Annotated in this window: 18 protein-coding genes and 1 pseudogene; 11 read left to right on the top strand and 8 right to left on the bottom strand. The window is 37.0% G+C overall.

Going from position 1 to position 24166, the window contains the following annotated elements; all coding sequences use genetic code 11:
• Nucleotides 1-28 precede the first annotated feature (28 nt).
• A complete protein-coding gene (locus tag NXS11_RS04295) occupies nucleotides 29-2152 on the bottom strand; it encodes a helix-turn-helix transcriptional regulator (protein ID WP_259199271.1) in 2124 nt (707 codons plus the stop codon).
• Nucleotides 2153-2744: 592 nt separating this feature from the next.
• Here NXS11_RS04295 and NXS11_RS04290 point away from each other — a divergent pair.
• Nucleotides 2745-4193: a sucrose-specific PTS transporter subunit IIBC gene (locus NXS11_RS04290; protein ID WP_259199269.1), complete on the top strand. Its 1449-nt coding sequence runs from the start codon at nucleotides 2745-2747 to the stop codon at nucleotides 4191-4193.
• 66 nt (nucleotides 4194-4259) lie between these two features.
• On the opposite strand, the gene NXS11_RS04285 is transcribed toward NXS11_RS04290, so the two are convergent.
• Nucleotides 4260-5198, bottom strand: coding sequence for a magnesium transporter CorA family protein (locus NXS11_RS04285; protein WP_259199266.1), 939 nt, complete (start codon nucleotides 5196-5198; stop codon nucleotides 4260-4262).
• 370 nt (nucleotides 5199-5568) lie between these two features.
• Between NXS11_RS04285 and NXS11_RS04280 the strand changes: the two are divergent.
• The 4 genes and pseudogenes from NXS11_RS04280 (at nucleotide 5569) to NXS11_RS04265 (ending at nucleotide 9805) form a co-directional block, all read left to right on the top strand.
• Nucleotides 5569-7224: pseudogene (locus NXS11_RS04280) on the top strand (Na/Pi cotransporter family protein).
• A 147-nt stretch (nucleotides 7225-7371) separates the two neighbouring features.
• Nucleotides 7372-8619: a copper resistance CopC/CopD family protein gene (locus NXS11_RS04275; RefSeq protein WP_259199264.1), complete on the top strand. Its 1248-nt coding sequence runs from the start codon at nucleotides 7372-7374 to the stop codon at nucleotides 8617-8619.
• A gap of 20 nt (nucleotides 8620-8639) precedes the next feature.
• Nucleotides 8640-9251 (top strand): YcnI family copper-binding membrane protein, encoded by a 612-nt coding sequence (locus NXS11_RS04270; RefSeq protein ID WP_259199262.1) that lies wholly within the window; start codon nucleotides 8640-8642, stop codon nucleotides 9249-9251.
• A gap of 131 nt (nucleotides 9252-9382) precedes the next feature.
• The gene (locus tag NXS11_RS04265; protein WP_259199260.1) at nucleotides 9383-9805 is read left to right on the top strand and encodes a DUF2871 domain-containing protein; all 423 of its coding nucleotides are present in this window, start codon (nucleotides 9383-9385) and stop codon (nucleotides 9803-9805) included.
• Nucleotides 9806-10086: 281 nt separating this feature from the next.
• Here NXS11_RS04265 and NXS11_RS04260 read toward each other — a convergent pair whose 3' ends face one another.
• Both NXS11_RS04260 and NXS11_RS04255 read right to left on the bottom strand, forming a co-directional pair.
• The gene (locus NXS11_RS04260) at nucleotides 10087-11112 is read right to left on the bottom strand and encodes an NAD(P)/FAD-dependent oxidoreductase (RefSeq protein WP_259199259.1); all 1026 of its coding nucleotides are present in this window, start codon (nucleotides 11110-11112) and stop codon (nucleotides 10087-10089) included.
• 151 nt (nucleotides 11113-11263) lie between these two features.
• Entirely contained in the window at nucleotides 11264-12256 is a 993-nt protein-coding gene (locus NXS11_RS04255) for an oxidoreductase (protein ID WP_259199256.1), read from the bottom strand.
• Nucleotides 12257-12386: 130 nt separating this feature from the next.
• Between NXS11_RS04255 and NXS11_RS04250 the strand changes: the two genes are divergently transcribed.
• The 3 genes from NXS11_RS04250 to NXS11_RS04240 all read left to right on the top strand — a co-directional run bounded on the left by NXS11_RS04250 (nucleotide 12387) and on the right by NXS11_RS04240 (nucleotide 15549).
• Nucleotides 12387-12932 (top strand): GNAT family N-acetyltransferase, encoded by a 546-nt coding sequence (locus tag NXS11_RS04250; protein WP_259199254.1) that lies wholly within the window; start codon nucleotides 12387-12389, stop codon nucleotides 12930-12932.
• A gap of 84 nt (nucleotides 12933-13016) precedes the next feature.
• The gene (locus NXS11_RS04245; protein WP_259199250.1) at nucleotides 13017-13649 is read left to right on the top strand and encodes a hypothetical protein; all 633 of its coding nucleotides are present in this window, start codon (nucleotides 13017-13019) and stop codon (nucleotides 13647-13649) included.
• A 295-nt stretch (nucleotides 13650-13944) separates the two neighbouring features.
• Nucleotides 13945-15549: an L-lactate permease gene (locus NXS11_RS04240; protein WP_259199248.1), complete on the top strand. Its 1605-nt coding sequence runs from the start codon at nucleotides 13945-13947 to the stop codon at nucleotides 15547-15549.
• Between the two features lie 407 nt (nucleotides 15550-15956).
• Here the strand turns inward: NXS11_RS04240 and NXS11_RS04235 are convergent, their stop codons facing one another.
• Both NXS11_RS04235 and NXS11_RS04230 read right to left on the bottom strand, forming a co-directional pair.
• Nucleotides 15957-16382, bottom strand: a complete 426-nt coding sequence (locus NXS11_RS04235) for a hypothetical protein (protein WP_259199246.1) — start codon at nucleotides 16380-16382, stop codon at nucleotides 15957-15959.
• A 608-nt stretch (nucleotides 16383-16990) separates the two neighbouring features.
• Nucleotides 16991-18166: a glycosyltransferase family 4 protein gene (locus tag NXS11_RS04230; protein ID WP_259199243.1), complete on the bottom strand. Its 1176-nt coding sequence runs from the start codon at nucleotides 18164-18166 to the stop codon at nucleotides 16991-16993.
• A 445-nt stretch (nucleotides 18167-18611) separates the two neighbouring features.
• Here NXS11_RS04230 and mqo point away from each other — a divergent pair, with 445 nt between their 5' ends.
• Nucleotides 18612-20105, top strand: coding sequence for a malate dehydrogenase (quinone) (mqo, locus tag NXS11_RS04225; protein WP_259199241.1), 1494 nt, complete (start codon nucleotides 18612-18614; stop codon nucleotides 20103-20105).
• 76 nt (nucleotides 20106-20181) lie between these two features.
• On the opposite strand, the gene NXS11_RS04220 is transcribed toward mqo, so the two are convergent.
• Complete coding sequence (locus NXS11_RS04220; RefSeq protein WP_259199238.1) at nucleotides 20182-21552, bottom strand: sensor histidine kinase; 1371 nt, start codon at nucleotides 21550-21552, stop codon at nucleotides 20182-20184.
• Nucleotides 21545-22222 carry a response regulator transcription factor gene (locus NXS11_RS04215; RefSeq protein WP_259199234.1) on the bottom strand — a complete coding sequence of 226 codons (678 nt, stop codon included), beginning with the start codon at nucleotides 22220-22222 and terminating at the stop codon, nucleotides 21545-21547. The genes NXS11_RS04220 and NXS11_RS04215 overlap by 8 nt, the downstream gene beginning before the upstream one ends.
• Nucleotides 22223-22396: 174 nt before the next feature.
• Between NXS11_RS04215 and NXS11_RS04210 the strand changes: the two genes are divergently transcribed.
• Complete coding sequence (locus NXS11_RS04210; RefSeq protein ID WP_259199230.1) at nucleotides 22397-23461, top strand: ABC transporter permease; 1065 nt, start codon at nucleotides 22397-22399, stop codon at nucleotides 23459-23461.
• Nucleotides 23458-24129, top strand: a complete 672-nt coding sequence (locus tag NXS11_RS04205) for an ABC transporter ATP-binding protein (RefSeq protein ID WP_259199229.1) — start codon at nucleotides 23458-23460, stop codon at nucleotides 24127-24129. The genes NXS11_RS04210 and NXS11_RS04205 overlap by 4 nt, the downstream gene beginning before the upstream one ends.
• Nucleotides 24130-24166 lie beyond the last annotated feature (37 nt).

Here is a 24166-nt window from a genome sequence, read left to right as displayed (position 1 = left end):
AAGGTGGCTTGCACGAGTGAGCCACCTTTTATAATATATGAGTCTTTTTCGTTGCTTTATGTTTATAGATTTTAATCAATTTAATTTGTTGAGGCGGTAATGAGATATGCAATATTTTGTTGAAAAAATTATGCACAGTTACATGCGGTTGTAGTTGGAATGTTTGGTGAATGAGTTCAACATCTTTTGACGGTAAATAATATAATTCCATGTCTTGGGAAATGCCATTTGTTACATTGGAGTGAACCTCATCATAAGTATATGTCACAACTAGTTGTGTTGAGAGTGTATAGGCACTTAGCACTTGATAGTTGTATGTCTGTGGTGCATAGGATGTGATATTGCTTTGAGAGAAATAAGGGTCAAATAATAACAATAAGTATGCATCGTCTGTATCATGCAATAAGTAATGTTCCGTTTGACTATTTAGCCTGCCAGCGAAGTGCTGATAGAGTTGATTGATATAGCCATAAGGTAGTTGATGACTATATTGATTGTAATATGCAATGGCATTCTTAGGTGATGATGTCAGTGCAAAACCAATGCCTGAGACGATACTAGGAAGTGCTAATAATAGACTTAAAAACTTATTTGGATAAGAGATGGTGGATATACGCCACAAATTTGCCATTGTTGTTTCATCTAAGTCAGTAAGTACAATCGGTGTGTAGCTATCATCCATGCTCAGCTGAAATCTGTTCAACACATTGTCGATAAGTGATGGTGTAATTAGTGTTGAAGTTGATTCGATAAGTGCAGCAAAGGGGATACAATAATAGTCGAATGAAACGCCTTGTTGACACATTGTATGGATTGTTCTTTGATGCTTGGAAGAGAATGGTGTTTGAACAAACAATGCAACTTGACAATGTGGTAGGTATTTGCACATGTGTTGTTTAATATAGATCATCTCTTGAGCCGAAAAATAATGAGACATGAGAATGAGAGACACCTTGAAGTCTTCAGGTTGGATAATGTATGGATTTATAGACATGACACGCAACATCGGCTTCAAAACGAACTGATCAAATGCTTCAAATTGCTTCATATTATGAATTCGAAAGGCATATGAAAGGTTGATTGACTTGATACACTGACAAAAGTGATTGAGTTCGATAGTGTTATTAAAACGCATCTCTTTGGCGGACAAGTCTTGAAAGTAAAGTGTTAAGTTGGCTGGTGCTGTCGAATCAACCAACTGTGTATGCATCTGTTGTATTGCATCGTATATATGAATGTTCGATACTTCGAGATAGAGTTGCCGATTGTGGGTATAGCTCGGTTGTTCTAATTCATTGAAATCAATTGTAATGTTCATGGCTGAATGGGATAGATTGTCTGGTGTAAGGTAACCAATGAAATGTTCATAATCAAAAGGTTGTACGGTCAACATAACATCCATATTACCTGCTTGTGTGCGATAATCTGCAGGACTTATCTCAATATAGGACTTGAATATTTTTGAGTAATTGCTATAGTTCGAAAAACCATATTGTGCAGCAATACTCTGAATTGTATCGTTGGTGGTTAAAAGTGAATGTAAAGAATATCCTACTTTTAAAGTAAGAAAGAATGTTTTAAAACTATAATTCAAATACTTATTGAACAGTATAGAAATGTAAGATTGTGAAACATAAAAGTGTTCGCTTAAAACTTTAAGTGAAACGCGTGTATCTAGATGGTCATACATATACTGCAAAATGTTGTTTAACAACTTGTTATTAACACATATATCAGGTGTATAAAAATCTTTTATTTGAACATATGATTCTTCAAATAAAATCTTCAAGATATCATACATAAGTGCTTGACTATGCTTGTTTTGGTCATCCTTAATAATACGTTTTAACAAAGAAATGACTTTGGTATGCGAAGAGAAGCGATCTTGGCTGAAGTAGCCCGTATGATTATTTGCATGATATTTTGAGAAAAAATGCATTGGAATACATACTTTTAGCATTGATTGTGCGTTCGAAATTTGAACGATATCCAAGTTGTTAATAATCGCGATATGGTTATAGCAATGACGACTTCTGCCATTGTGTTGTATATCAAGAATGCCATCTAATGACACTAGTAATTGTATCTCGTCAAGTACGCGATACGTTTCGGACTGGCACTGTGTCAACAATTCAATTGTAATTCCTCGCATAGCTAACCTCTTCCATTCTCAAAATACGTAATAAACAACAATAAATATGATTAATTATATAGTTGTCGAAATGGCAGTAACAATGTGTTTGAGGTAATTGTATATTTCTGTCTTATATAGAAAAGTTTTGACATATTGGTAGGGTGAAAAACATTAAAAAAATGCTAAATAAGTATAAAAATGAAGTAAAAAACTAAAAAAATAAGACCAAAGCATAAAAAATGTGTAAAAAAATGACGCATTAAGTTAAAAAATCAGGAGAGCTGGAGGAAGTGTCAAAGATAGTACGATCGATGTGCATTGCATAACGAATAAGACTGCATAAGTTCTTGAAGAGAGGAAATCAATTAAAAGATAAGTGTTATTAATATAGCACATATGTTCGTATTTTTGAATCGAGAATATGTTTTTTTAATGACTTTAAAATGAACTTTGAGAAAAAATTGTGAGAAATTTTATAAATGCCATTGATTCTACAACACAAAGTAAGTAAAATATAATCAAGTAGTTTTGGTACCGGTTCCATTTGCGTTATTTAGGCATTAAACAATATAAATAAAAGTAGTTTTAAGGGTTATTGAGGAGGGATTATATGGCGTTTGAAAAAGAGTCAAAGGTAATTTTGGAGGCGATTGGTGGCAAAGAGAACATTGAAGAGATGGGACACTGTGCTACACGTTTAAGATTATCTTTAAAGGACGAAAGTATTGTAGATGAGAAAGCATTAAATGATTTGGATGTTGTAAAGGGAACTTTTTCGACAGCAGATCAATATCAGGTTATTATCGGTTCAGGTACGGTCAATCAAGTATATGCGCAGATCGATCAACTGATTGGTGGTACTTCACAATCGGAAGCACAGACAGAAGCAATTGAAAAGAAAACGAAGAAAAAAGGGAATCCATTGCAACGCTTTGTGAAGATGTTGTCGGATATCTTTGTACCAATTATTCCAGCAATCGTAGCTGGTGGTCTGTTAATGGGACTCAACAACATTTTTACGGCCAAAGGTATTTTTGCTGAAGGTCAATCATTAGTTGATATGTATCCACACTTTGCACAATTTGCTAATATGATTAATATTTTTGCAAGTGCACCATTTGCCTTATTACCTATTCTCATTGGATTTAGTGCAGCCAAACGCTTTGGTGGTAATGCTTTCTTAGGTGCAGCATTAGGTGCGATTATGGTGCATCCAGATCTTATGAATGGCTATGCTTATCCTGAAGCACTTGCGAATGGCGACCCGATTCCTAAATGGGAGTTTTTAGGTCTATCCGTTGCGCAAGTTGGGTACCAAGGTCAAGTGTTACCAATTTTAGTATCATCTTATATTTTGGCAATGATAGAACGAGGGTTACGACGTATTATTCCAACAGTTTTGGATAACTTATTAACACCATTATTTTCAATCTTCATTACATCATTTTTAACATTTTTGTTTGTAGGTCCTTTAACGCGTACGATGGGGTACTGGTTGACTGATGGCTTAACATACTTGTACGAAGCGGGTGGCGCAATCGGAGGTTTAATCTTTGGTCTATTCTATGCGCCGATTGTTATTACAGGTATGCATCATAGTTTTATTGCCATCGAGACATCTCTCATTGCGGAACATGCAACAACAGGCGGTTCATTTATTTTCCCTATCGCAGCAATGTCAAATATGGCACAAGGTGGGGCAGCACTGGCAGCATTTATGTTAATTAAACAAAACAAAAAACTAAAAGGTGTAGCGTCTGCAGCAGGGGTGTCTGCCGTATTAGGTATTACAGAACCAGCAATGTTCGGGGTTAACTTGAAGTTACGTTACCCATTTATTGGTGCAATGATTGGTTCAGGTCTTGGAGCAGCCTATGTGTCATTTTTCCAAGTTAAAGCAACAGCATTAGGAGCAGCAGGGATTCCTGGTGTCATCTCAATTGCAGCCGGTTCTTGGACACACTACATTATCGGTATGTGTATTGCATTTGTAACGAGTATTGTTGTGACATTTGTACTATCAAAACAGAAAAAATATCGTAACGCTGAAGAATTATAAATATAAGTAAAAAGTGAGTCGACTTCTATTTGAGAAGCGCGACTCACTTTTTTGACGTCTATATGGTCACAACTTGTTACTACGCCATAATACAGTAAACATAACGACAACAAGTGCAAAGGAAATTACGATAATGATAACCCATGACAATGCACTATTTGTATCAATTGGCAATGGTACATTCATGCCGAAAAAGCTAAAGACAAGTGTCGGTAGAGTAAGCAACACAGTAAAAATCGTCAAAGTTTTCATTGTAGTATTGAGCTGGTTTGATAATAAGGATGCATAAGAGTTAGACATGCTTTCAATAATCCGTAAATATAATTCAGTGGTTTCCACGGCTTGTTGATGTTCATTCTGCAAGTCTTCCAATAACTCTTCATCTTCGTCAAAACGTTTAATGGCAGGTAAACGAAATAAATGCCGTATTGTTGAAGCATTCGTTTTGAGTGATGCCAAGAAATAAACTAAGCTTTTTTCAATCTCGCTTAATAAATAAAGGTGTGTATTTGTGACACGCTGTTGTAAGTTCTGTTCAACTTGTCGTCTTTCTTTATTTAGGAGACGTAAGCTTCTATTATATTGTGCTGCCATATCATACATCAGCTTTACAGCAAATTGACTTTTATAACTAAGATTTACAGGCTTCTGTGTGATATGTTCTAAATATGGAAAGGATTTTGCACATACTGTTACGATAATATTTTTCCCGAGGATAATGCCAAGAGGTAAAGTTGTAAAGCTTTTGAGTTTGTATTTTCCAGACTTTGTAATCGGTAAGTCACTGATAATCAATGAATAGCCACTATCATCGTCATATTCAATACGTGAGCTTTCTTCACTATCTAAAGCATCTTCTAGAAAGTCTTTGGGAAAACCATAAGTGTGAATCAAAGCTTGAATCTCTTCTTGCGTTGGTTTTACAACATTCAACCATTGAGCTGATTCCCAGTTTTCAGTTGTTTCTACATGCAGGGAGGCATTGTTTTTGTAAGCTGTAATCATACATAGTCTCCTTTAGTTCATAAATTAGCGTCAGATTTTATAGTTATATCATACCCGTTTTCTTGAAATAACGTTACCTATTGTATGAATTTTTTTGTTATTAACGATATGAGAATAGTGTTTGAGATATTGTTTATCGTTTTTTAAGTGTTGTCGCCAGTGCTGCTCCTTGAACACGCCAGGCAACAAATGTCTTTTATAAAACTTTTCTCATATTTGACAGTGCTTTCTATCAATATCCTAGCTTTTTGTTAATTAAAGTAAAATTCACCTCAGATTAACATTAAATTTACAATGATGCTTCATACTTTGAAGTACGTACGATACGAAATACATAATAAAAATTATTGTTAGAGGTGAAGTCATGGAAGTGTCTATTACACAAATCATCTTCTCATTTTTGGGTGGTTTAGGTATATTCCTATACGGATTGAAAGTTATGGGTGATGGTCTGCAAGCTTCTGCAGGTGAACGTCTGCGTGATATTTTGAACAAGTTTACATCGAATCCACTTCTAGGTGTTTTGGCGGGGATGATCGTGACAATTCTGATTCAAAGTAGTTCGGGAACAACGGTCATTACAATTGGTTTGGTTACAGCAGGATTTATGACGTTGAAACAAGCAATTGGTGTAATTATGGGTGCCAACATTGGTACAACAGTCACTGCATTTATTATTGGGATTGATCTCGGTGAATATGCGATGCCGATACTAGCAGTTGGTGCGTTCCTTATTTTCTTTTTTTAAAAGTCTCAGATTAATAATATTGGACGTATTCTTTTTGGATTTGGTTCGCTCTTTTTTGGTTTAGAATTCATGGGTGGTGCGGTAAAGCCACTTGCAGAACTTGAAGGTTTTAGACAATTAATGTTAGATATGTCGGAAAATCCACTTTATGGCATCTTAGCAGGTGTTGGTTTGACTGCACTCGTACAAAGTTCAAGCGCAACAATTGGTATTTTACAAGAGTTCTATGGACAAGGCTTAATTGAATTGCATGGTGCGATTCCTGTATTGTTAGGTGATAACATCGGAACTACTATCACAGCTGTTTTAGCAAGTTTGGCGGGTTCATTAGCAGCGAAACGTGCCGCTTTTGTTCACGTTATCTTCAATGTTATTGGTGTCATTATTTTTTCAATCTTCTTACCAGTAGTTGTACATTTAGTTGGCATGTTACAAGCATCATGGCATTTAAAGCCAGAGATGGCGATTGCATTTGCACACGGTGCGTTTAATGTGACGAATACAATCATTCAATTGCCATTTGTAGGGGCACTCGCATGGTTAGTCACAAAAATTGTGCCGGGTAAAGATGTGACAGAAGATTATAAGCCACAGCATTTGAATAAAGATCTTGTGTATCATGCGCCTAGTGTAGCATTACAAGAGACACAAAAAGAATTGCAAAATGTAGGTCAAATTGTCCAATCTATGTTAGAAGATGTTCGTGGTGCAGAACAATTTGATAAGAAGTTATTAAAGAAAATTGACCAGAAACATCAGGCAGTTAAAACGATTAATGACGGTATCCGAAGTTATCTGGTGCGGATATCTACGAAAGATGTGAATCAAAAGGATGCTGAACGCTTAGCTGTTATGCTTGATGTCAATCGTAATATCTTAAAAGTATCGAACCGCGTTAGAGAATATATTGAATTGATTGAGCGACAAAAACGTAAAGAGATTGCGATTACGGAAGATGCACATCATGGAATTGAGAAACTCTTTAACTTTGTGATGGAATCATTTGATAAATCTTTGGAAACGTTAGATGTTTATGATACGACGAAGAAAGATGAAGTCGCACAGCGCAGCCAAGAGGCATTTACGATTGAACATAAATTGCGAAAAGCACATATCAAACGTTTGAACAAAGGTAAATGTTCAACAGATGGCGGTTTGTTGTATGTCGATATGATTGCTGTATTAGAGCGAATCGGCTACAATTCCCGTAATATTTCAGAGTCTATGGTGGGCTTGAACGATGATGTTATCCATGATGAAGAACTGATAACAACTTAACAAAGGAAATCTAGGGCACCTTTTGTGGCGACTATAATCGTCATAAAAGGTGTTTTTAAGTGTCTGATAATTTTTGTTGTATTTCTGTTGGGTTTTGATAGAATATTATAGTATATGGGAGAATATACAATATATGGGAGTGGGGATATGGGGATTTCAAAACGTATCATTTCGTTTTGGGTGTTTTTGCTTATATGCAGCGTAGTCATCGGAGGTCAATTTAATAAAGCATCTGCACATGTTTCTTTAGAAGGACAACGACCTCAAGCAGAGGAAGTATTGTCGACAGCACCTAATGAACTGGAATTGGCATTCAGTGAACCAGTGAATGTTCGATACGTTGAGGTGAAGCTTTACAATGATCAGGGACAACAAGTTGAAGTATTACGTTCACAAGAGACGGGCTATTCTAACACTGTGACATTCAAGACACAACAACATCACGAAGGAACGTATGCAGTCGTTTGGCAAGCAGTGTCACCAGATGGGCACGAGGTGTCAGGACAATATCATTTTTCAATTGGTCATCAGACTGTTACAAAGATAGAAACGACGAAGCCTTTTTATACCAATTCTTTTTGGTGGCTGGGTGTCATGCGTTTTTTTATGCAAGGAAGCGTACTGATATTAACTGGATTATATATGGTGAATCGTTTGATGGCACGTCAAGATATCCCGACATATGACGTTATTCCGAAATGTCGTCGTGTGATATGGTTGCTCATAATACTTGTTGGACTCACTGGTATATTGTACTTAATGACATTACCTAAAACTGTGATGAAGGATCTTTTACATCTCGATATAACGACATGGTTGGCATTTCCATTTATGTTATCAACAGTTGCTTTGATTACAACATTGATATTATTTTCGCTTAAAAATATGGAACGTATCTGGTATCATGCTATGCCACTGTGCATTTTTATCAGTTTGGCAATATCAGGGCATGTATGGGCGCAAGATGTACCGTTATATGCTTTGACCATCAGAACGTTACATTTAGCAGCGATTGCTTTATGGTTAGGTAGCTTCGTATATCTTATCTGTTACTTAAGGGCTCGTGAACGTCATTCCTATGTTTTAATACTGCGGGATGTCTTGCTGAAGTCTAACTTGAGTGCTGTGTTTGTGATTGTTCTAACCGGGATTTTAATGACTATTGATGCGACTTCAATTCAAGCGTTGGTGACACAACAAACGATTTATAGTGGGCTATGGTTCGGTAAGCTGTTATTTACAATCGTTCTTGTTGTGTTAGGTGGCGTACAGTCAATATGGGCGATGCAGAAAAAGAGACATATTAGTCAATCATTGTTATACATTGAATTGTTAATCGGTCTATTTCTTATATTAGCGGGTGTGACGATGAGTCAAATAGTAATTCCTTTATAAGCAGAAAAGGTGGTAAAAAAATGAAATTCAATAAATTATTCGCAAGTTTGGCTTTGTTAATCGTAATATCACTTGGTGCAGTAACTGTAGCAGAAGCACATGTAACTTTGAATCCACGGGTTAGTGAGCCGGGCTCATATGAGGAATATAATGTGCGCGTGCCGGTAGAGCGTAATGATCAAACAGTGAAGTTAGAATTAGAGGTGCCTAAAGGCGTTTCATTGTCTACAGTTCAGCCTGTTTCCGGATTTAAGCATACTTTTCAAAAGGATAGTAAGGGAAATATAGAGAAAGTAACATGGACAGCGACAGATAAAGGAATCGGACCAAATGAACATATGGATTTTCCGATAGTTGTAGCGAATCCAAAAGAAGAGGGTACCTTTATATGGAAAGCAACACAGACATATAAAGATGGAACCGTTGTAAGTTGGACAGCTGAAGATGAGCAGAGTGAAACGCCTGCCCCGCGCACTAAGGTGAAGTCGAGTCAAGTGAATGAGGAGCAGACAGAGGGCGCTTCAAAAGCACCAGTAGGTCAGACAGTGTTATGGATTGTGTCAATTTTGGCGTTAATCGTATCAGCAATTGCCTTGTTCAAGCGCAACGATTTTACGAAATCTGACAAGTAATGGTTATTGACACTACTCGTGTAAAAAAGGATAATGAGGGGTGGAATAATGTAGAAACGGGCAGGATGATTTTGCAGAGAAAGTAAGTTGTCTTTTGCAAATATGTCCAATTCGAGGAGTGTACGTAATACATGAAAAGAATTTTATATGCATTTATGTTTTATACGGCGCTAGGTTTGTTTAGTGGGTTTACATACCGAGAACTAACACTGCATTACAACTTTACAGGAGAAACGCAAATGAGTGTGATGCATACGCATCTGTTGACACTCGGAATGTTTGTCTTTCTGATATTAATCTCTATTGAAAAACTTTTTAAGATTAGTAGTTACTATTTGTTTAATTGGTTTTTTATCATTTACAATATCGGTGTTCTTCTAACTGTTGGTATGCAGTTTGCGAAAGGGTTTATGCAGGTTTCAGGTCAAGAAGTCCCAGCGTCGTTCTCAGGATTTGCAGGAATGGGTCATGTGACTGTTACAGCAGGATTTATTCTATTGTTCTTCTTGTTGAGACAAGCTATTATTAAAGAACCGAGAGATACAGAAAAATAAGTGTAACGCAAGGGAATGGATAGGACTCTCGATTTTCTAAAAAGGTTCTATTGTCCCAGACTTTGTTCTGAATGCTAAAGTAAGTTGAGATATACTATACTTTTTATGAATATAAAGCACTCCTATTTATTGTTTTTGTCGTTATTAACAATGATACGGGAGTGCTTTATTTAAAAAACTAATATCTGTTAAAAACCTTGATTAGATGTTTTTCTACATTTAATCAAGGTTTTTTAAGTGGGGAGCTGGATAGTTGTGTCCTAGCTTCTTTTTCTACATTTTTATGGCAAATATTTTTTGTTTGCTTCTCTGAATATGTCGTTATGGCTCGAAACAAAGCCATTCTTTGGTGCTTCTGGTTCAATATATTGCTTTGCGCTGTTGGCCGCATGAGCGCCATCGCTAATGGCACTGGCAATAAGGTGGACTTTAGCTGGATGTTGCACAACATCACCGCAAGCATAAACACCAGGAACCGTAGTATGTGAATTGCCTTGACCAGCAATAAAATAGTCGTTAGCTAAATCAATGTCTAAGTCAACCTTTTTAAGCAGACTAAGATCACGTTCGAAGCCATGGCCAATAACGACTTCATCTACATTGACATGTGTCAGTTCACCTGTTTCGGTATGCTCAAGGATGACCTCGTCAATTGTATTAGGATCATTATCTGTATTTTTAAGTTGGATAATTTTGTTATTAGGCATTTTTTGAACGTTTAATTCATTAAGCACTTTTTCCATTGCTTCATGCCCTGAAATATCTTTTTTACGATAAACAAGCGTAACACTTTTGGCATAGTCAGATAAGTCACGTGCCCAGTCTAGAGCAGCATTTCCAGCCCCTGAAATGAGCACATTTTTCCCTTTGAAGCGTTCATATTTTTGGACGACATAATGAAGGTTAGTCAGTTCGAAACGTTCTGCACCTTCAATGTTTAGCGTTTGTGGTTTAATAATGCCGCCACCAATTGCAATGATGACTGATCGTGAACGATAAGATGTACCATCTTCAGCAATGACTTCGAAGTTCTGTTCTGCATGTTTTTTAATATCAACTACTTTAGTATTCAGACATACTTTTGGATTGAAATGCATACCTTGTTGAATCATGTCTTGAATAATTTCATAGCTTGTTTTAGGCGCAACACCACCAATATCCCATACAATTTTTTCTGGGTATAGTTGCATCTTACCGCCTAAAATAGGTTGAACATCAATGAGTCGTACAGACATTCCTCTTAAACCCGCATAAAAACTAGCAAAAAGCCCAGCTGGGCCACCGCCGATGATTGTTAAATCTTGCATTCTCAGACACCTCTCCCAAAATTGATAACTCTATTATCTAATAAATGATAATGAATATCAATATCGTTGTTATATTATACGACAAAAATATTTTTAATTTGGGAAACGATGAAATATGCGTATTCAATGATAAGTGGAATAACGCTTAATATTACATTTCGGCTTGCATATCAATAACAATACGTCCGTGATGTGTTGCTTGTTGCATTGCATCGAGCTCTTTAGGTAACTCATCAAAAGAAACGACTTTCTTAACCGTATGTAAGTGAAGCGGTTTGAGATCTGTAGCAAGGCGCTTCCAGATATATTGACGGTATGACATAGGTGTATAAACGGAGTCAATACCGATGAGTTTTACACCGCGAAGAATGAACGGGAATACCGTACTATGAAAGTCAGCGCCACCCGTATTGCCACTTAATGCCATCGTTCCAAATGGTTGGATGTGTTTCAACACTTCTTCAACTGAATCACCACCAACCGGATCAATCACTGCTTGCCATTGTGGTTTGTGCAAGGCTTTGGGAGTGATGTCATCTATTCGTGGGATCACGTCTTTAGCACCAATTTGTGTAAGGATGTCTGCATAAGCGGTATTACCAGAGCTTGCAACGACAGAATAACCTAATGCATGTAACATCATGGTTGCCATCGTCCCAACACCTCCTGAAGCGCCGCGGACGAGTATAGGGGTTTCGTTACGGGAGAGACCATTGCGCTCTAAGGCGTCTACGGATAAAGCAGCTGTATAACCTGCCGTACCGATAATCATTGCTTCTTCTAATGTTAGATTGTCGGGTAACGGTACAAGCCATTCTCCTGGTAGGCGTGTAAGTTCACTAAAACCGCCATCATGTGCTACGCCTAAGTCATAGCCTGTTGCAATGACTTTATCGCCGGTATGAAAGTCAGGGTGTTGCGAGTGGATAACAGTCCCAGCAAGGTCTATGCCAGGGATACATGGATAGTGCCGAATAATTTTATTGTTAGGCTGGGTGGCAAGCATATCTTTAAAGTTAACACTAGAGTAATGAATGCGGACAGTAACGTCTCCGTCTGGTAAATCTGTAGTTGTCAATGTTTGAAAGGTCTTTGTGAAAGTACCGTCTTTTTCTGATACAACAAAGGCTTTGAATGACTGCATTAAAATACCTCCTCAATAGGTGTGTTTTTGTGAAGCAATCAATTTAAATATAACAAGGTCAGAAAGTATGTTGCAAACAACACGGTGCCTGCGTTATAACTAAGGTGATAGGGCAAGGAGGGAAAATGAGATGGATTACCGTTTTGAGCGAGTGACACCAGATCAAGTACATCTTTTACGTCGTGTGAGTATGGAAACATTTGAAGATGCGTATCGTGAAAATGGCGAAGAAGACCAACATTTTCAACAATATTTTGAAACTGCTTTTAGTGAGGAGACGCTGACTAAAGAGATTGAGAATAAAGAGTCACAGTTTTATCTATTAGTAGTGGAAGGAAGGCTTGCTGGTTATTTCAAGTTGAATATTGGCAACGCACAAACAATTGATAAAGGGAATAACTATGCTGAGATACAGCGCTTTTATCTGTATGAAACTTACCATGGTCAACGCTTAGGCCAGACGATGTTTAATCAGGCTTTGACAATAGCTCGGACGTGGGGGAAAACAGATGTTTGGTTAGGTGTATGGTCGGAAAATCGTCAAGCATTGCACTTTTATCGCAAACAAGGAATGAAGAAAACAGGCACATTAGATTTTATTATGGGTGGGATAGTTGATGTAGATGATTTAATGGAGATGCCGATTGATGCACATGCTTCTCAAAATCATAATTAGTTAACTGGAAGATAATTGGTTATACTTGTAAAAAAGTGTAATATAAAGATAAGTAGTGCATTTTAAAATTTGGAGGTAATAATGATGAAAAAATTATTGGCCGGTCTTTTTGCATTAGTACTTGTATTAGCAGCATGTTCTAACGATGAAAGTTCTAAAAATGCTGACAAAGAGAAACAAGCTGAGACGAAGACAGAACAGACGAAACAAAAAACATCATCGGACAAAGTGACGACTGCGAAGAACGATAACAAAAAGGAAAATACTCAGCAAGATAAGACAGGTAATAATACTGATAATGCGGCACAGAAAGATACAACGCAACAGCATCATACGTCTGCACAGGTAACGCATAATACAGCACAACAAAATAACACACAGCCAGATCAGCAAACTGCAGGAACAAATAGTACAGAACCATATCAAGGACAAAATGTTGTACCTGTTGCTCAAAATTTAGTACGTCAACCAATTAGTGCACAACAAGCACAGCAAGTATTACCAGATTTCCAAGTGGCATTAGAACGGGCAAATGCTGAAGTCAATCAGTTTAACGGTTATCAGAACCCATACAATGACTATGCGATTGAAGGGGAAGACGGATATAATATGTACGTCTTTAGTTTCTTGAATCAAGCGAATCCAGGAACATATACGATAGTAACAGTAGATGCAACAGGACAGTCTAAAATCGTAGACCCTGCATATCGTCAATAATAAGGAAAAGGATTGAGGCAATAGAGTCTCAATCCTTTTTGGCGTGTCATTTTTATGTTAAAAGTATTTTGATTTTTTTAGAAATAAATGTTAGTTTATTAAAAGGAATATAGGCTTTTATATGTTTAAATGTAGTTTGATTCAATGTGTAATTTTATCTTTTATCTATTAATAAAAAAATTACGATAACATATTGATTTACTAAAGGATACATGGTATATTCTTCATGTGAAATAAATCACAAATAAATTTGTTTCATAAGTAAGTAAATAAATATTAAAGGTAGATGAAAGAGATGTTAGTACATTCATTTGATCCATTCCAAAATCTTGCACTATCTGCATTAGTAGCAAGTATTCCAATCATTTTATTTTTACTTTGTCTAACAGTTTTTAAAATGAAAGGAATTTATGCAGCGCTGACAACTTTAGGTGTTACTATTGTAATTGCGCTGTTCGTATTTAAGTTACCAGTAGGAATTGCAACTGGTGGCGTTGTAGAAGGTTTTTATCAAGGTATTTTACCAATTGGCTTTATCGTAATGATGGCTGTTTGGTTATATAAAGTAACAGTTGCAACAGGTCAATTTTCAGTGATACAAGATAGTATTACAACAATTTCTGAAGATCAACGTATTCAACTGTTATTAATCGGTTTTTGTTTCAACTGTTTCTTAGAAGGTGTTGCTGGTTTCGGTGTACCAATTGCTATCTGTGCTGTGTTATTAATTCAATTAGGCTTTGAACCATTAAAAGCTGCGATGCTTTGCTTAGTAGCGAACGGTGCCGCTGGTGCATATGGTGCAATCGGCTTACCAGTAGCAGTTATCGATACATTGAACTTACACGGTAACATTACAGCATTGGAAGTTGCGCGTTCATTAAACTATAGCTTACCAATCTTAACAATTTTTATCCCATTTTTATTAATCTTTATTTTAGATGGATTTAAAGGGATTCGTGAAACATTACCAGCGATTTTAGCAACAATTATTCCTTATGTAGTATTACAAATTTTATTTAGTTATATTCAAGGTCCAGAGCTAATCGATATTTTACCACCATTGGCATCAATGGGTACGTTAGCACTTGTATCTAAACGTTTCCAACCAAAAAATATCTTCCGCTTAAACGCTGAAGAGCCAAAAATAGAAGTAACACGTCACAGTGTCAAAGAAGTGATTTATGCGTGGAGTCCGTTCGGTATCTTGACAGTCCTTGTGTTAATCTGGAGTACTAAAGCATTCAAAGGATTATTCATGGAAGGTGGCGCTTTAGAGTTCTTAACGGTTAAAATTCCACTTCCAGGCACAATGAATGATGTATCGGGTCAACCAATTACATTATTATTTAACTTATTGAATCAAACGGGTACTGCATTATTAATTGCCGGTGTGATTACAGTTATCTTATCTAAGAAAGTAGATTTCAAACGTGCAGGTCAATTACTTGCAGAAGCATTTAAAGAATTATGGTTACCAATTTTAACAATTTGTATGATTTTAGCAATCGCAAAATTAACAACTTATGGAGGCTTAACAGCTGCTATGGGTGAAGGTATTGCTAAAACAGGTAAAGTATTCCCATTCTTATCACCTATTTTAGGTTGGATTGGTGTATTTATGACAGGATCTGTTGTAAATAACAACGCATTATTTGCGCCAATTCAAGCGTCTGTTGCCCCTCAAGTTGGAACAAGCGGTGCGCTTCTAGTCGGGGCGAATACAGCAGGTGGTGCCATTGCAAAACTTATCTCACCACAATCTATCGCTATCGCAACAGCAGCTGTTAAACAAGTAGGTAAAGAATCAGAACTCTTGAAGATGACATTGAAATATAGTGCAGGATTGCTAGTCATCTGGTGTATCTGGACATTTGTCTTGTCATTAATTATTAGTTAGAATAGCTTAATAAAGCGTGCATATGTTCATTAGTTTGAGCACAATGCACGCTTTTTGTTGTTTACTGTTCAGTTTTTATGGTGGAAAGATAATAACAAGTCCCTAGTTTTATTTATAATGTCGTTCCAGTTGAGTTGTCTAGTTCGTTGGGATTGTTAAACGTTCAGAGATTCAACGTCAATAAAGTAATTGGAATAAAATTAGGTGTTTTGTTTCTTATTATATTTAATGAATTTAATTAAATATAATATATAAGCGATAAATATAAATGAATTAGCTATTAAGACTTGAGTCGTGCTAATATTACTAAACTTTATACTAACTATTGTCCATGATGCTATTATTAAAGACAATAACAAACATATTCTTATATTAAAGATTGTTTTCATGGAATCACTCCTAGATTATTAGCAGAAAGTTGCACCTCCAGTTAGTCCACCACCAACGGCACCACCAACAGCACCAACGGCACCACCAACAGCACCAACGACTCCACCACTAACTGTTCCAACGATTGGTAAAGTAACCGTTCCAACGCCTGCCCCTGCAAGACCTAAAGTAGTACCTCCTGTTATTGCACCACCTGCTATACCAGATACGCATTTTCCGACTCCTCTAGTTTGTACAGAGCTTTGAGCATGTACTCCTAAATTTCCATCATCTTCAAAGTATATCAAAGAAACATCATTTCCATTTTTATCTTTTGCATGATTTGGCAAAACTTCTGTTTTATTTGTATTTTTGTCTTTTAAGGTTGCTTGTCCGTTTTTATCGATACTATAATTCACATTTTCACGTAAATCGATTCTAGCAGTATTATCATTAATTTTCACTATTTTACCTGATTCTTGTTGTGTTGATGATACTTCATTATTATCAGCTGCATTTGCATAATAATCAGTAACTCCTGAACTTATTGTAATACGACTTACGATTGCTATTGCTGCTAACCCCTTAGTAAGTTTTGTTGTATGTTTTTTTTATTTCCCCCTAAAAATAAGGAATTAAACATTTTTTGAATACTTTTTCTCATATTGATAATAAGGATAGCTATTATAGAGTGGAATGGTTATTCTTAAAATATAAAAGGTTACTTTTCGGGTTGTTTATCTTTTGGATTAACAAGTCCCTAGTTTGATTCATAATGTCGTTCCAGTTGAGTTGTCTTCATTTAGCGTACAGTCCATAGTGATTGTGTGTTCTTTACATACTAAAAAGGCGGAAAGGCTCATCATGCCATTCCACCATAAAAGATAATATTTTGTCTATTATTGTTATGAAATAGACGGGGTAATAACAGTGTTCAAGTATCAGGAATTTCGATAGAATCTAGATGTTGAAACATGGTTGATTTATGTACTTGGATTGGGATGGGAATCTCATTTTTAAAAGATTCCGTTGCCCATTCTCTGTAAAATTGTCTAAAAGTATGCCCCATTCGTTATGAGCGACGTTGCGCCAATGTTGCCAACATGTGATTAAATTGCTGGTAGATTTGTTCGGGTGCATGAGCCATCACTGTGTTATATCCAGCCTGTTGAATCGTCTTGAGTCGTTGTCCATGTATGTTTTGTATCACTTCTAGTAATTGCAAACCAAGTTGTTTGACATCACCGTATGGGGCGAGAAAGCCATTTTTTCCATGGTGAATTAACGTTGAGGGTCCCACGTTATCATCAAAGCTTACTACGACGCTGCCCTGATTCATAGCTTCTAATATGGTCATGCCAAAACCTTCATTGCGTGATGGGATACACGTTATTTTACTTTCCGCAATGTAACTATTGAGTTGTTGTGTTGTTGGGTGGAGGAAGATTAAATCTTGTAAACGCAAATAGTTAATCGCTTGTGACAGCGCTTCTTTTTCTTGACCATCTCCAAAAATATGTACTGTATAGTCTTCTTCTCTCAGATCTTCTTGAATATAATAAACAGCTTCTATTAACAAATCGAATCCTTTTTCATATTCAAAGCGCCCAGCTGCGATAATTTGATGTTTCTTCATCATATTGTAGCGCTTTTCGGCAATCATATTCGTAACAATAAAAACAGGTGTTTGTGGCAACACTTGTCGATAATGCATTTGGTCTACAGACGTGAGTGTTGTTATGGCATCTAATTGCGCATAATACTGTACGATTTCATTGCGGTACGCTTCAGAGTGTGCTGTAAAATTCATATGCTCCATACCAATACGCCATTGTTGTGGCTTCGCATAACGTGCAATTAAAATATTGTGGCTTGCGCGAGTTCCTATAAGAACATCAGATGTATCTTGTTGTATCGCGCGCAAAAGCTTACGTTCTACATAGCTTGAGTATTGACGATATCCTGGTTCATGTTGAGATAAGTACTTAGGTTGTAATAGTGGGGTGAACTTACGAATACGGTTAGCCAACAGCGAGACAATATTACCCACTTTCAATCGATAATCTATAAGAGATACGACTTTTACTCGAGAATCCAGTTTGAAATATGGTTGGTTTTGTGATTGGAATACAGAAATAATTTTAACAGGGTGGCCTTGTCTTACAAGTTCATTAGCTAAGTTGCTGATTGTTTTGACTGTGCCCCCCATTGCATAGATGTTATGTATTAAGAATGTGATTGATTTCATGGTGCATCCCTCAATTTGTTTCTTTTAGCTTATTATAGCACTGTTAGTAATGAGAGAGAACTGGGGTTTACGTGATTCATATATGTTTATGAGTTTTCTAGTTATATCAGAGAATAGAAAGAAATAAGGTGAGTTATTTTATCAGTCAGCTGAAATTTTAGACGAACTTGATAGATTAACTGAATTTTTATGAGGGAAGCGCTTTTTTCTTAATCTTTTTAGCGTTATAATTAATGTGTTAAGATGTTTTACAATCGATTAGCACAAAGGGTTATACAGAGACGCATAAATAACGCTACGTTTCATAGCGTATCACGTGCAGCAGTAGCAAAAATAGTATGTTATAAACGTTATTTTTGTCGGGGAGACAGCGAAATTTTTAAACGGGCGCATTTTTTGTGTCAATACTAAATATGAACAAACGAAAAGGGGGGACTGGATTGTTATGAATAACTTGCATAACAAGACAGATGTAGTGCTCATTGGTGGCGGTATTATGAGTGCAACGCTAGGTATGTTGTTGAAGGAAGTACAACCTGATTGGGAGATTAGTATTTTTGAACGTCTTGGAAAGTGTGCGGAAGAAAGTTCGAATGCTTGGAACAATGCAGGAACGGGGCACTCAGCATTGTGTGAGTTGAACTATACGAAAGAACAAGCGGACGGTTCAATAGATATTACGAAAGCAATTCACATTAACGAACAATTCCAAGTATCAAAGCAGTTTTGGGCGCATTTAGTTAAAACGGGTCAACTAACTGAGCCAGAAAAATTTATTCGTTCTGTACCGCATATGAGTTTTGTGATGGGGACAGATAATGTGCGATTTTTAAAGGCGCGTGTGGAAGCGTTAAAGGATAATAATCTCTTTAAAAATATGACGATTTCAGATGAGCCAGACACATTAAAAAAATGGGTGCCGTTGATTATGGAAGGACGCCAAAATTTATCGACACCTATTGCAGCAACGCGTGATTATTCAGGTACAGATGTGAACTTTGGTGCGTTAACAAAACAGCTACTTAAGCGCATAGAAGAACGTAAAGGTGCTGTTTATTATGAGCATGAAGTGCTGGATTTAAAGCAAAATAAAGACAAGACATGGACAGTTAAGATACGTGATATTCGGGAAGACAAAGTATTTACAGTGGTTTCTAAATTTGTGTTCATTGGTGCAGGAGGCGCGAGTTTACCATTATTACAAAAGACAGGTATTCCGGAATCAAAACATATCGGTGGTTTCCCGGTAAGCGGTTTGTTCTTAGTCTGTAAAAATCCTGATGTCGTACAGCAACACCATGCGAAAGTATATGGCAAAGCGAAAGTAGGGGCACCACCGATGTCTGTGCCACACTTAGATACCCGCTATATTGATGGTGAACGTACATTATTGTTCGGTCCATTTGCAGGATTTTCACCTAAGTTTTTGAAGCAAGGCTCGTATTTTGATCTTATCAAGTCCGTGAAACCAAACAATGTCTTGACGATGCTTGCGGCAGGTGCGAAAGAAATACCACTTACAAAATATTTGATCCAGCAATTGATGTTATCAAATGATGAACGCATGGACGATTTACGTGAGTTCGTACCTAATGCTAAAAATGAAGATTGGCGTGTCGTTGTAGCAGGTCAACGGGTACAAGTCATTAAAGATACTGATAAAGGTAAAGGGACATTGCAATTTGGTACGGAAGTCATCACGTCTCAAGATGGTACGTTAGCTGCACTCCTCGGCGCATCTCCTGGTGCATCGACAGCTGTACCTGTTATGTTGGACGTGTTACAACGTGCATTTGGCGAAGAATTCCCACAATGGGAGCAAAGCATTAAAAAGATGATTCCGTCGTTCGGCAAAAAATTGAGTGATGAAGATGCGTTATATGACAAAGTAAATGAAGAAGTTGTCAAATACTTGCAGCTTAATCCAGAAAATAAGTAACAGTAAAAGCCATTGGCAAGAAAGGTTTGTAATACCTATTATGAGTAGGTGTTCTTCCTTAATGCCAATGGCTTTTTTATGATGCAAGAGGCAATCTAATCGTGAATATTGTTCCGACATCAGGTGTGCTATGTACGCTGATTTGTCCATTATGGCGTTCAATGATTGATTCTGTAATCGCCAAGCCCAACCCGTTACTATCAGTATGAGATGTTGCTTTGTAAAAACGCTCAAAGATATGTGAGACTGTTTCAGCGTCCATGCCAGGACCATCATCTTCTACAGTAATCAATAGCTGATTGTCTTGTTCATATAAGTTAATGTCAATTGTTCCGTACATGGGTGTATATTTAATTGCATTGCGAATGATATTGCCAATTGCTTGTGTGAGTAGACGTTGGTTACCAGTGTATGGAGTTTTTGGTAAGTCATAGATAATGCTCAGTGATTTCTGTTCAATCGTATAGCCTTCATTGGCAAGAATATCTTGGATGAGTTGATCGACTTTGAAAGTCTCATCGAATTGTAAGTGGTCACCATTGTCCATTTCTGATAACAGTAACAGTTGTTGTGTAAGATGACTCAAACGATGTGTTTCATTGTAAATGCGTTGAATATAGTGCGTTTGTTGGCTTGAATCTTGTTCGTTTTGCAGTTGATTTAGTAAATGGTGAATATGTGTCAATGGTGTTTTGATTTCATGTGAGACATTTTGTACAAAGTGCTGACGCATATCATCCAATTGTTTTAATGCAACACGCATTGTATCAAAATGATATTGCAAAGTACCAATCTCGTCAGAACGTGTAACAGCGATAGGCGTATTAAAGTTCCCTTTCATCATCTGTTCTGTCGCTTTTTTCAATTGTTGTACAGGCTTTACAAGTGCGTATGTAGACCAAATGACTAAAAGAATTGAGAAAATGACGAGTAGCCCAATCAATACAATCAAGAAATAGCGAAATTCTGCTAATAAGTAGTTGATATCTGGACGCATAAAAACAGCGTAATTACCAGATGTTGTTTGGAAGCGTGTGCCTACCGTATTGCGTGATTCATTATCAAAAAAACCGGTGATGAGGGGATTGAATGGTCGATTACGAATACCGTGGTAATCTTTACCATCGAGCACTTGGTCAATAGCCCGCTGACTTAGATTATATTTACGGAAGGATGCGCCATAGTGATGTACTTTGTGCTGTTCGTCAATCGCAATCACTTGATAATTCAGATTGCCTAATAACTTTAGATATTCCGTGAGTGTTTCATCATTATGAACAGATTTGTATGTGTCTGCACGTTTTAGTGTCGTCATGACTTTAGTATCATTCTGTTCTTTCAAGGTGAAGTGATAGTAGACATTGGTAATTAAAAAACTGGTAATAGCACTAATCAACATAACAGTAAGCGTATAAACAGCGAGGCGTGTGTATAATGATTTAAACATCGGCACTCACCCGATAGCCTACGCCACGCATTGTCTCAATATGAACATTTGCACCAAGTTTTTTTAATCGCGCGCGCAAACGCTTGATATGCACATCAACAGTGCGCGAATCCCCCTCATAATCAAAACCCCAAATTTTAGTGATTAATGTTTCACGTTCAAATACTTGTTGAGGATAAGCAACGAGCAAGTTTAGTAGCTCGAATTCTTTATTAGGAAGCATGAGTACTTTAGATCCCACTTTCGTTGTCCGCTCTGCTTGATTGATGGTGAGGTTGCCTAATTCAAGTAGGATGTCAGTTTGAACTTGATAACGGCGCAGCACCGCTTTGATACGAAATATTAACTCAGCTACTTCAAAAGGTTTGGTCACATAATCGTCAGTACCTGCCAAAAAAGCACGTTCTTTGTCACTGAGTGCATCGCGTGCTGTCAACATAATCACTGGATAATTATAGTCATATTTCAGTGTTTGACATAGTTCAAAACCATCCATACCATCCATCATGACATCTACAATTGCAATATCAATGGCATGATCCGCTACATAATCAAGTGCGTCCTCTGCATTGGGATATGTAATAGCTTGGTAACCTTCTTTTGTAATATGCGTAGCAACATAGGTCAAGATTTCGGGATCATCATCGACAATTAAACAAGAAACGGTCATAAGCTTTCCTCTTTTCAAAATAAGATACGTCCATTTTATCATAGTCCATATTGTCGTGAATTGTAGTGGCAAAAATATCATATAAAACGATCAAAAAGTATTTGCGTTCATATTCTGTTCATATAAGCACTATATATTATAGGTACGATATGAAGCAGAAAGGAGTTTGCGACGATGAAGTTGGCAATATCAGAATTAAAATTTTATAAATTTCGTTATGCATTGATTTTATTTATCGTTATATTATTAGCGAGTATGGTGCTATTTATTACTGGATTAGCACAAGGGCTAGCACGCGAAAATGTGTCGATGTTAGATGGTTTTAAAGCAGAGCAGTATGTTATACAGAAAGATGCAGAAGAAGTACTGGAAAAGTCGAGATTTTCTCCGGCTACACAAAAAGAAATTGAAGGGGTTATTACAGATAAGCCTGTAGAAATAGCCAAAGTTTCAACGCAATTCGACAATACGAAAGAAGATATGTTATTCGTGAATTTGCCAGATAATGAACGTCCGAAATTGAAAGAAGGGCATTATCCGCAAAGCGCACAAGAAGTCGTTTTGAACAGTAAAGTCGCTGCTAAAGGCGTTAAAGTAGGCGATAAGATTAACATTCAAGAGCAAAATCAAAAATTACAAGTCGTTGGTTTTTTTGAGCACACGATGCATTCTCATGCTAACGTGGCATTGATGACAGAACAAGGATTGAAACAGGTGGCTGCTCAACACGTTGCGACAGCACTTTACCCATTACATGATGTGAGTGATAGTCAAATTCATGACTTAGAGCATATTGATGGAATAGAAGTGACAACCAAAGATGCATTAAAAGCAGCTATTCCAAGTTATCAAGCAGAACAAATGCCATTGAATATGATGGTAATTAGCTTGTTTGTTATAACTGCTATCGTTTTAACTGCGTTTTTCTATGTTATGACGATTCAAAAAACATCTGAAATCGGTATTTTAAAAGCAGTAGGTGTTAAAACAATTCATTTGTTATCCGCATTAATATTTCAAATTTTGTTCGTTACAATGTTAGGCGTATTGATAGGTATTGGGATAGTTATTACACTTTCTATGTTCTTGCCTGGAACGATGCCTTTTGTTGTAACACCGATGATTATTGTACTGACAATTGTTATTTTTATTATTGTTGCATTAGTTGGTGCATTATTATCGTTTATACGTGTCTATAAAATTGATCCGATAGAAGCGATTGGAGGTGGCTTTGCATGAGTTTGAAGGTAGAAAATTTAGTGAAAACATTTGGGCAAGGGGAAGCAGCCACAGATGTATTGAAAGGTTTGAATTTTGAAGTACAGCCAGGAGAATTCGTTATATTAAATGGCGCATCTGGTTCTGGTAAATCAACACTCTTAACAATTCTAGGTGGTTTATTGACACCGAGTCAGGGCAAAGTGCTATTAGATGGACAAGACTTTACACAATTGTCAGCTAAAGAACGAACAGAGAAGCGCTTAAAAGACATTGGATTTATTTTCCAAGCCTCTCATCTATTACCGTATCTAAAAGTGAAGGAACAGTTGATGGCAGTGGGGCAAGAAGCGGGAATGTCAAAGAACGAGGCTTCAGCACGTGCGATTACTTTGCTTGAACAGATAGGTCTTGGACATCGTCTGGACGCCTATCCGCATATGTTGTCAGGCGGCGAAAAACAGCGTGTAGCAATAATGCGTGCTTGGATGAATCAACCCACATTATTGTTAGCCGATGAGCCGACAGCAAGCTTGGATGCTAAGCGTGCTACAGATGTGGTAGAAATGATTAAAGCGCAAGTGCGCGATGAAAATGCAATCGGTATGATGGTTACGCATGATGAGCGCTTATTTGATTATGCAGATCGCATGCTATATCTTGATGGTGGACAATTGACACAAAAATAACATGTGAAAAAGACGATGCAAATGTGTGATGTAAACA

This window comes from Staphylococcus americanisciuri, from assembly GCF_024814435.1.
Taxonomy (GTDB): domain Bacteria; phylum Bacillota; class Bacilli; order Staphylococcales; family Staphylococcaceae; genus Staphylococcus; species Staphylococcus americanisciuri.
The sequence above is the reverse complement of the archived record's forward strand: the minus strand, read 5'-3'. Positions and strand labels throughout refer to the sequence as shown.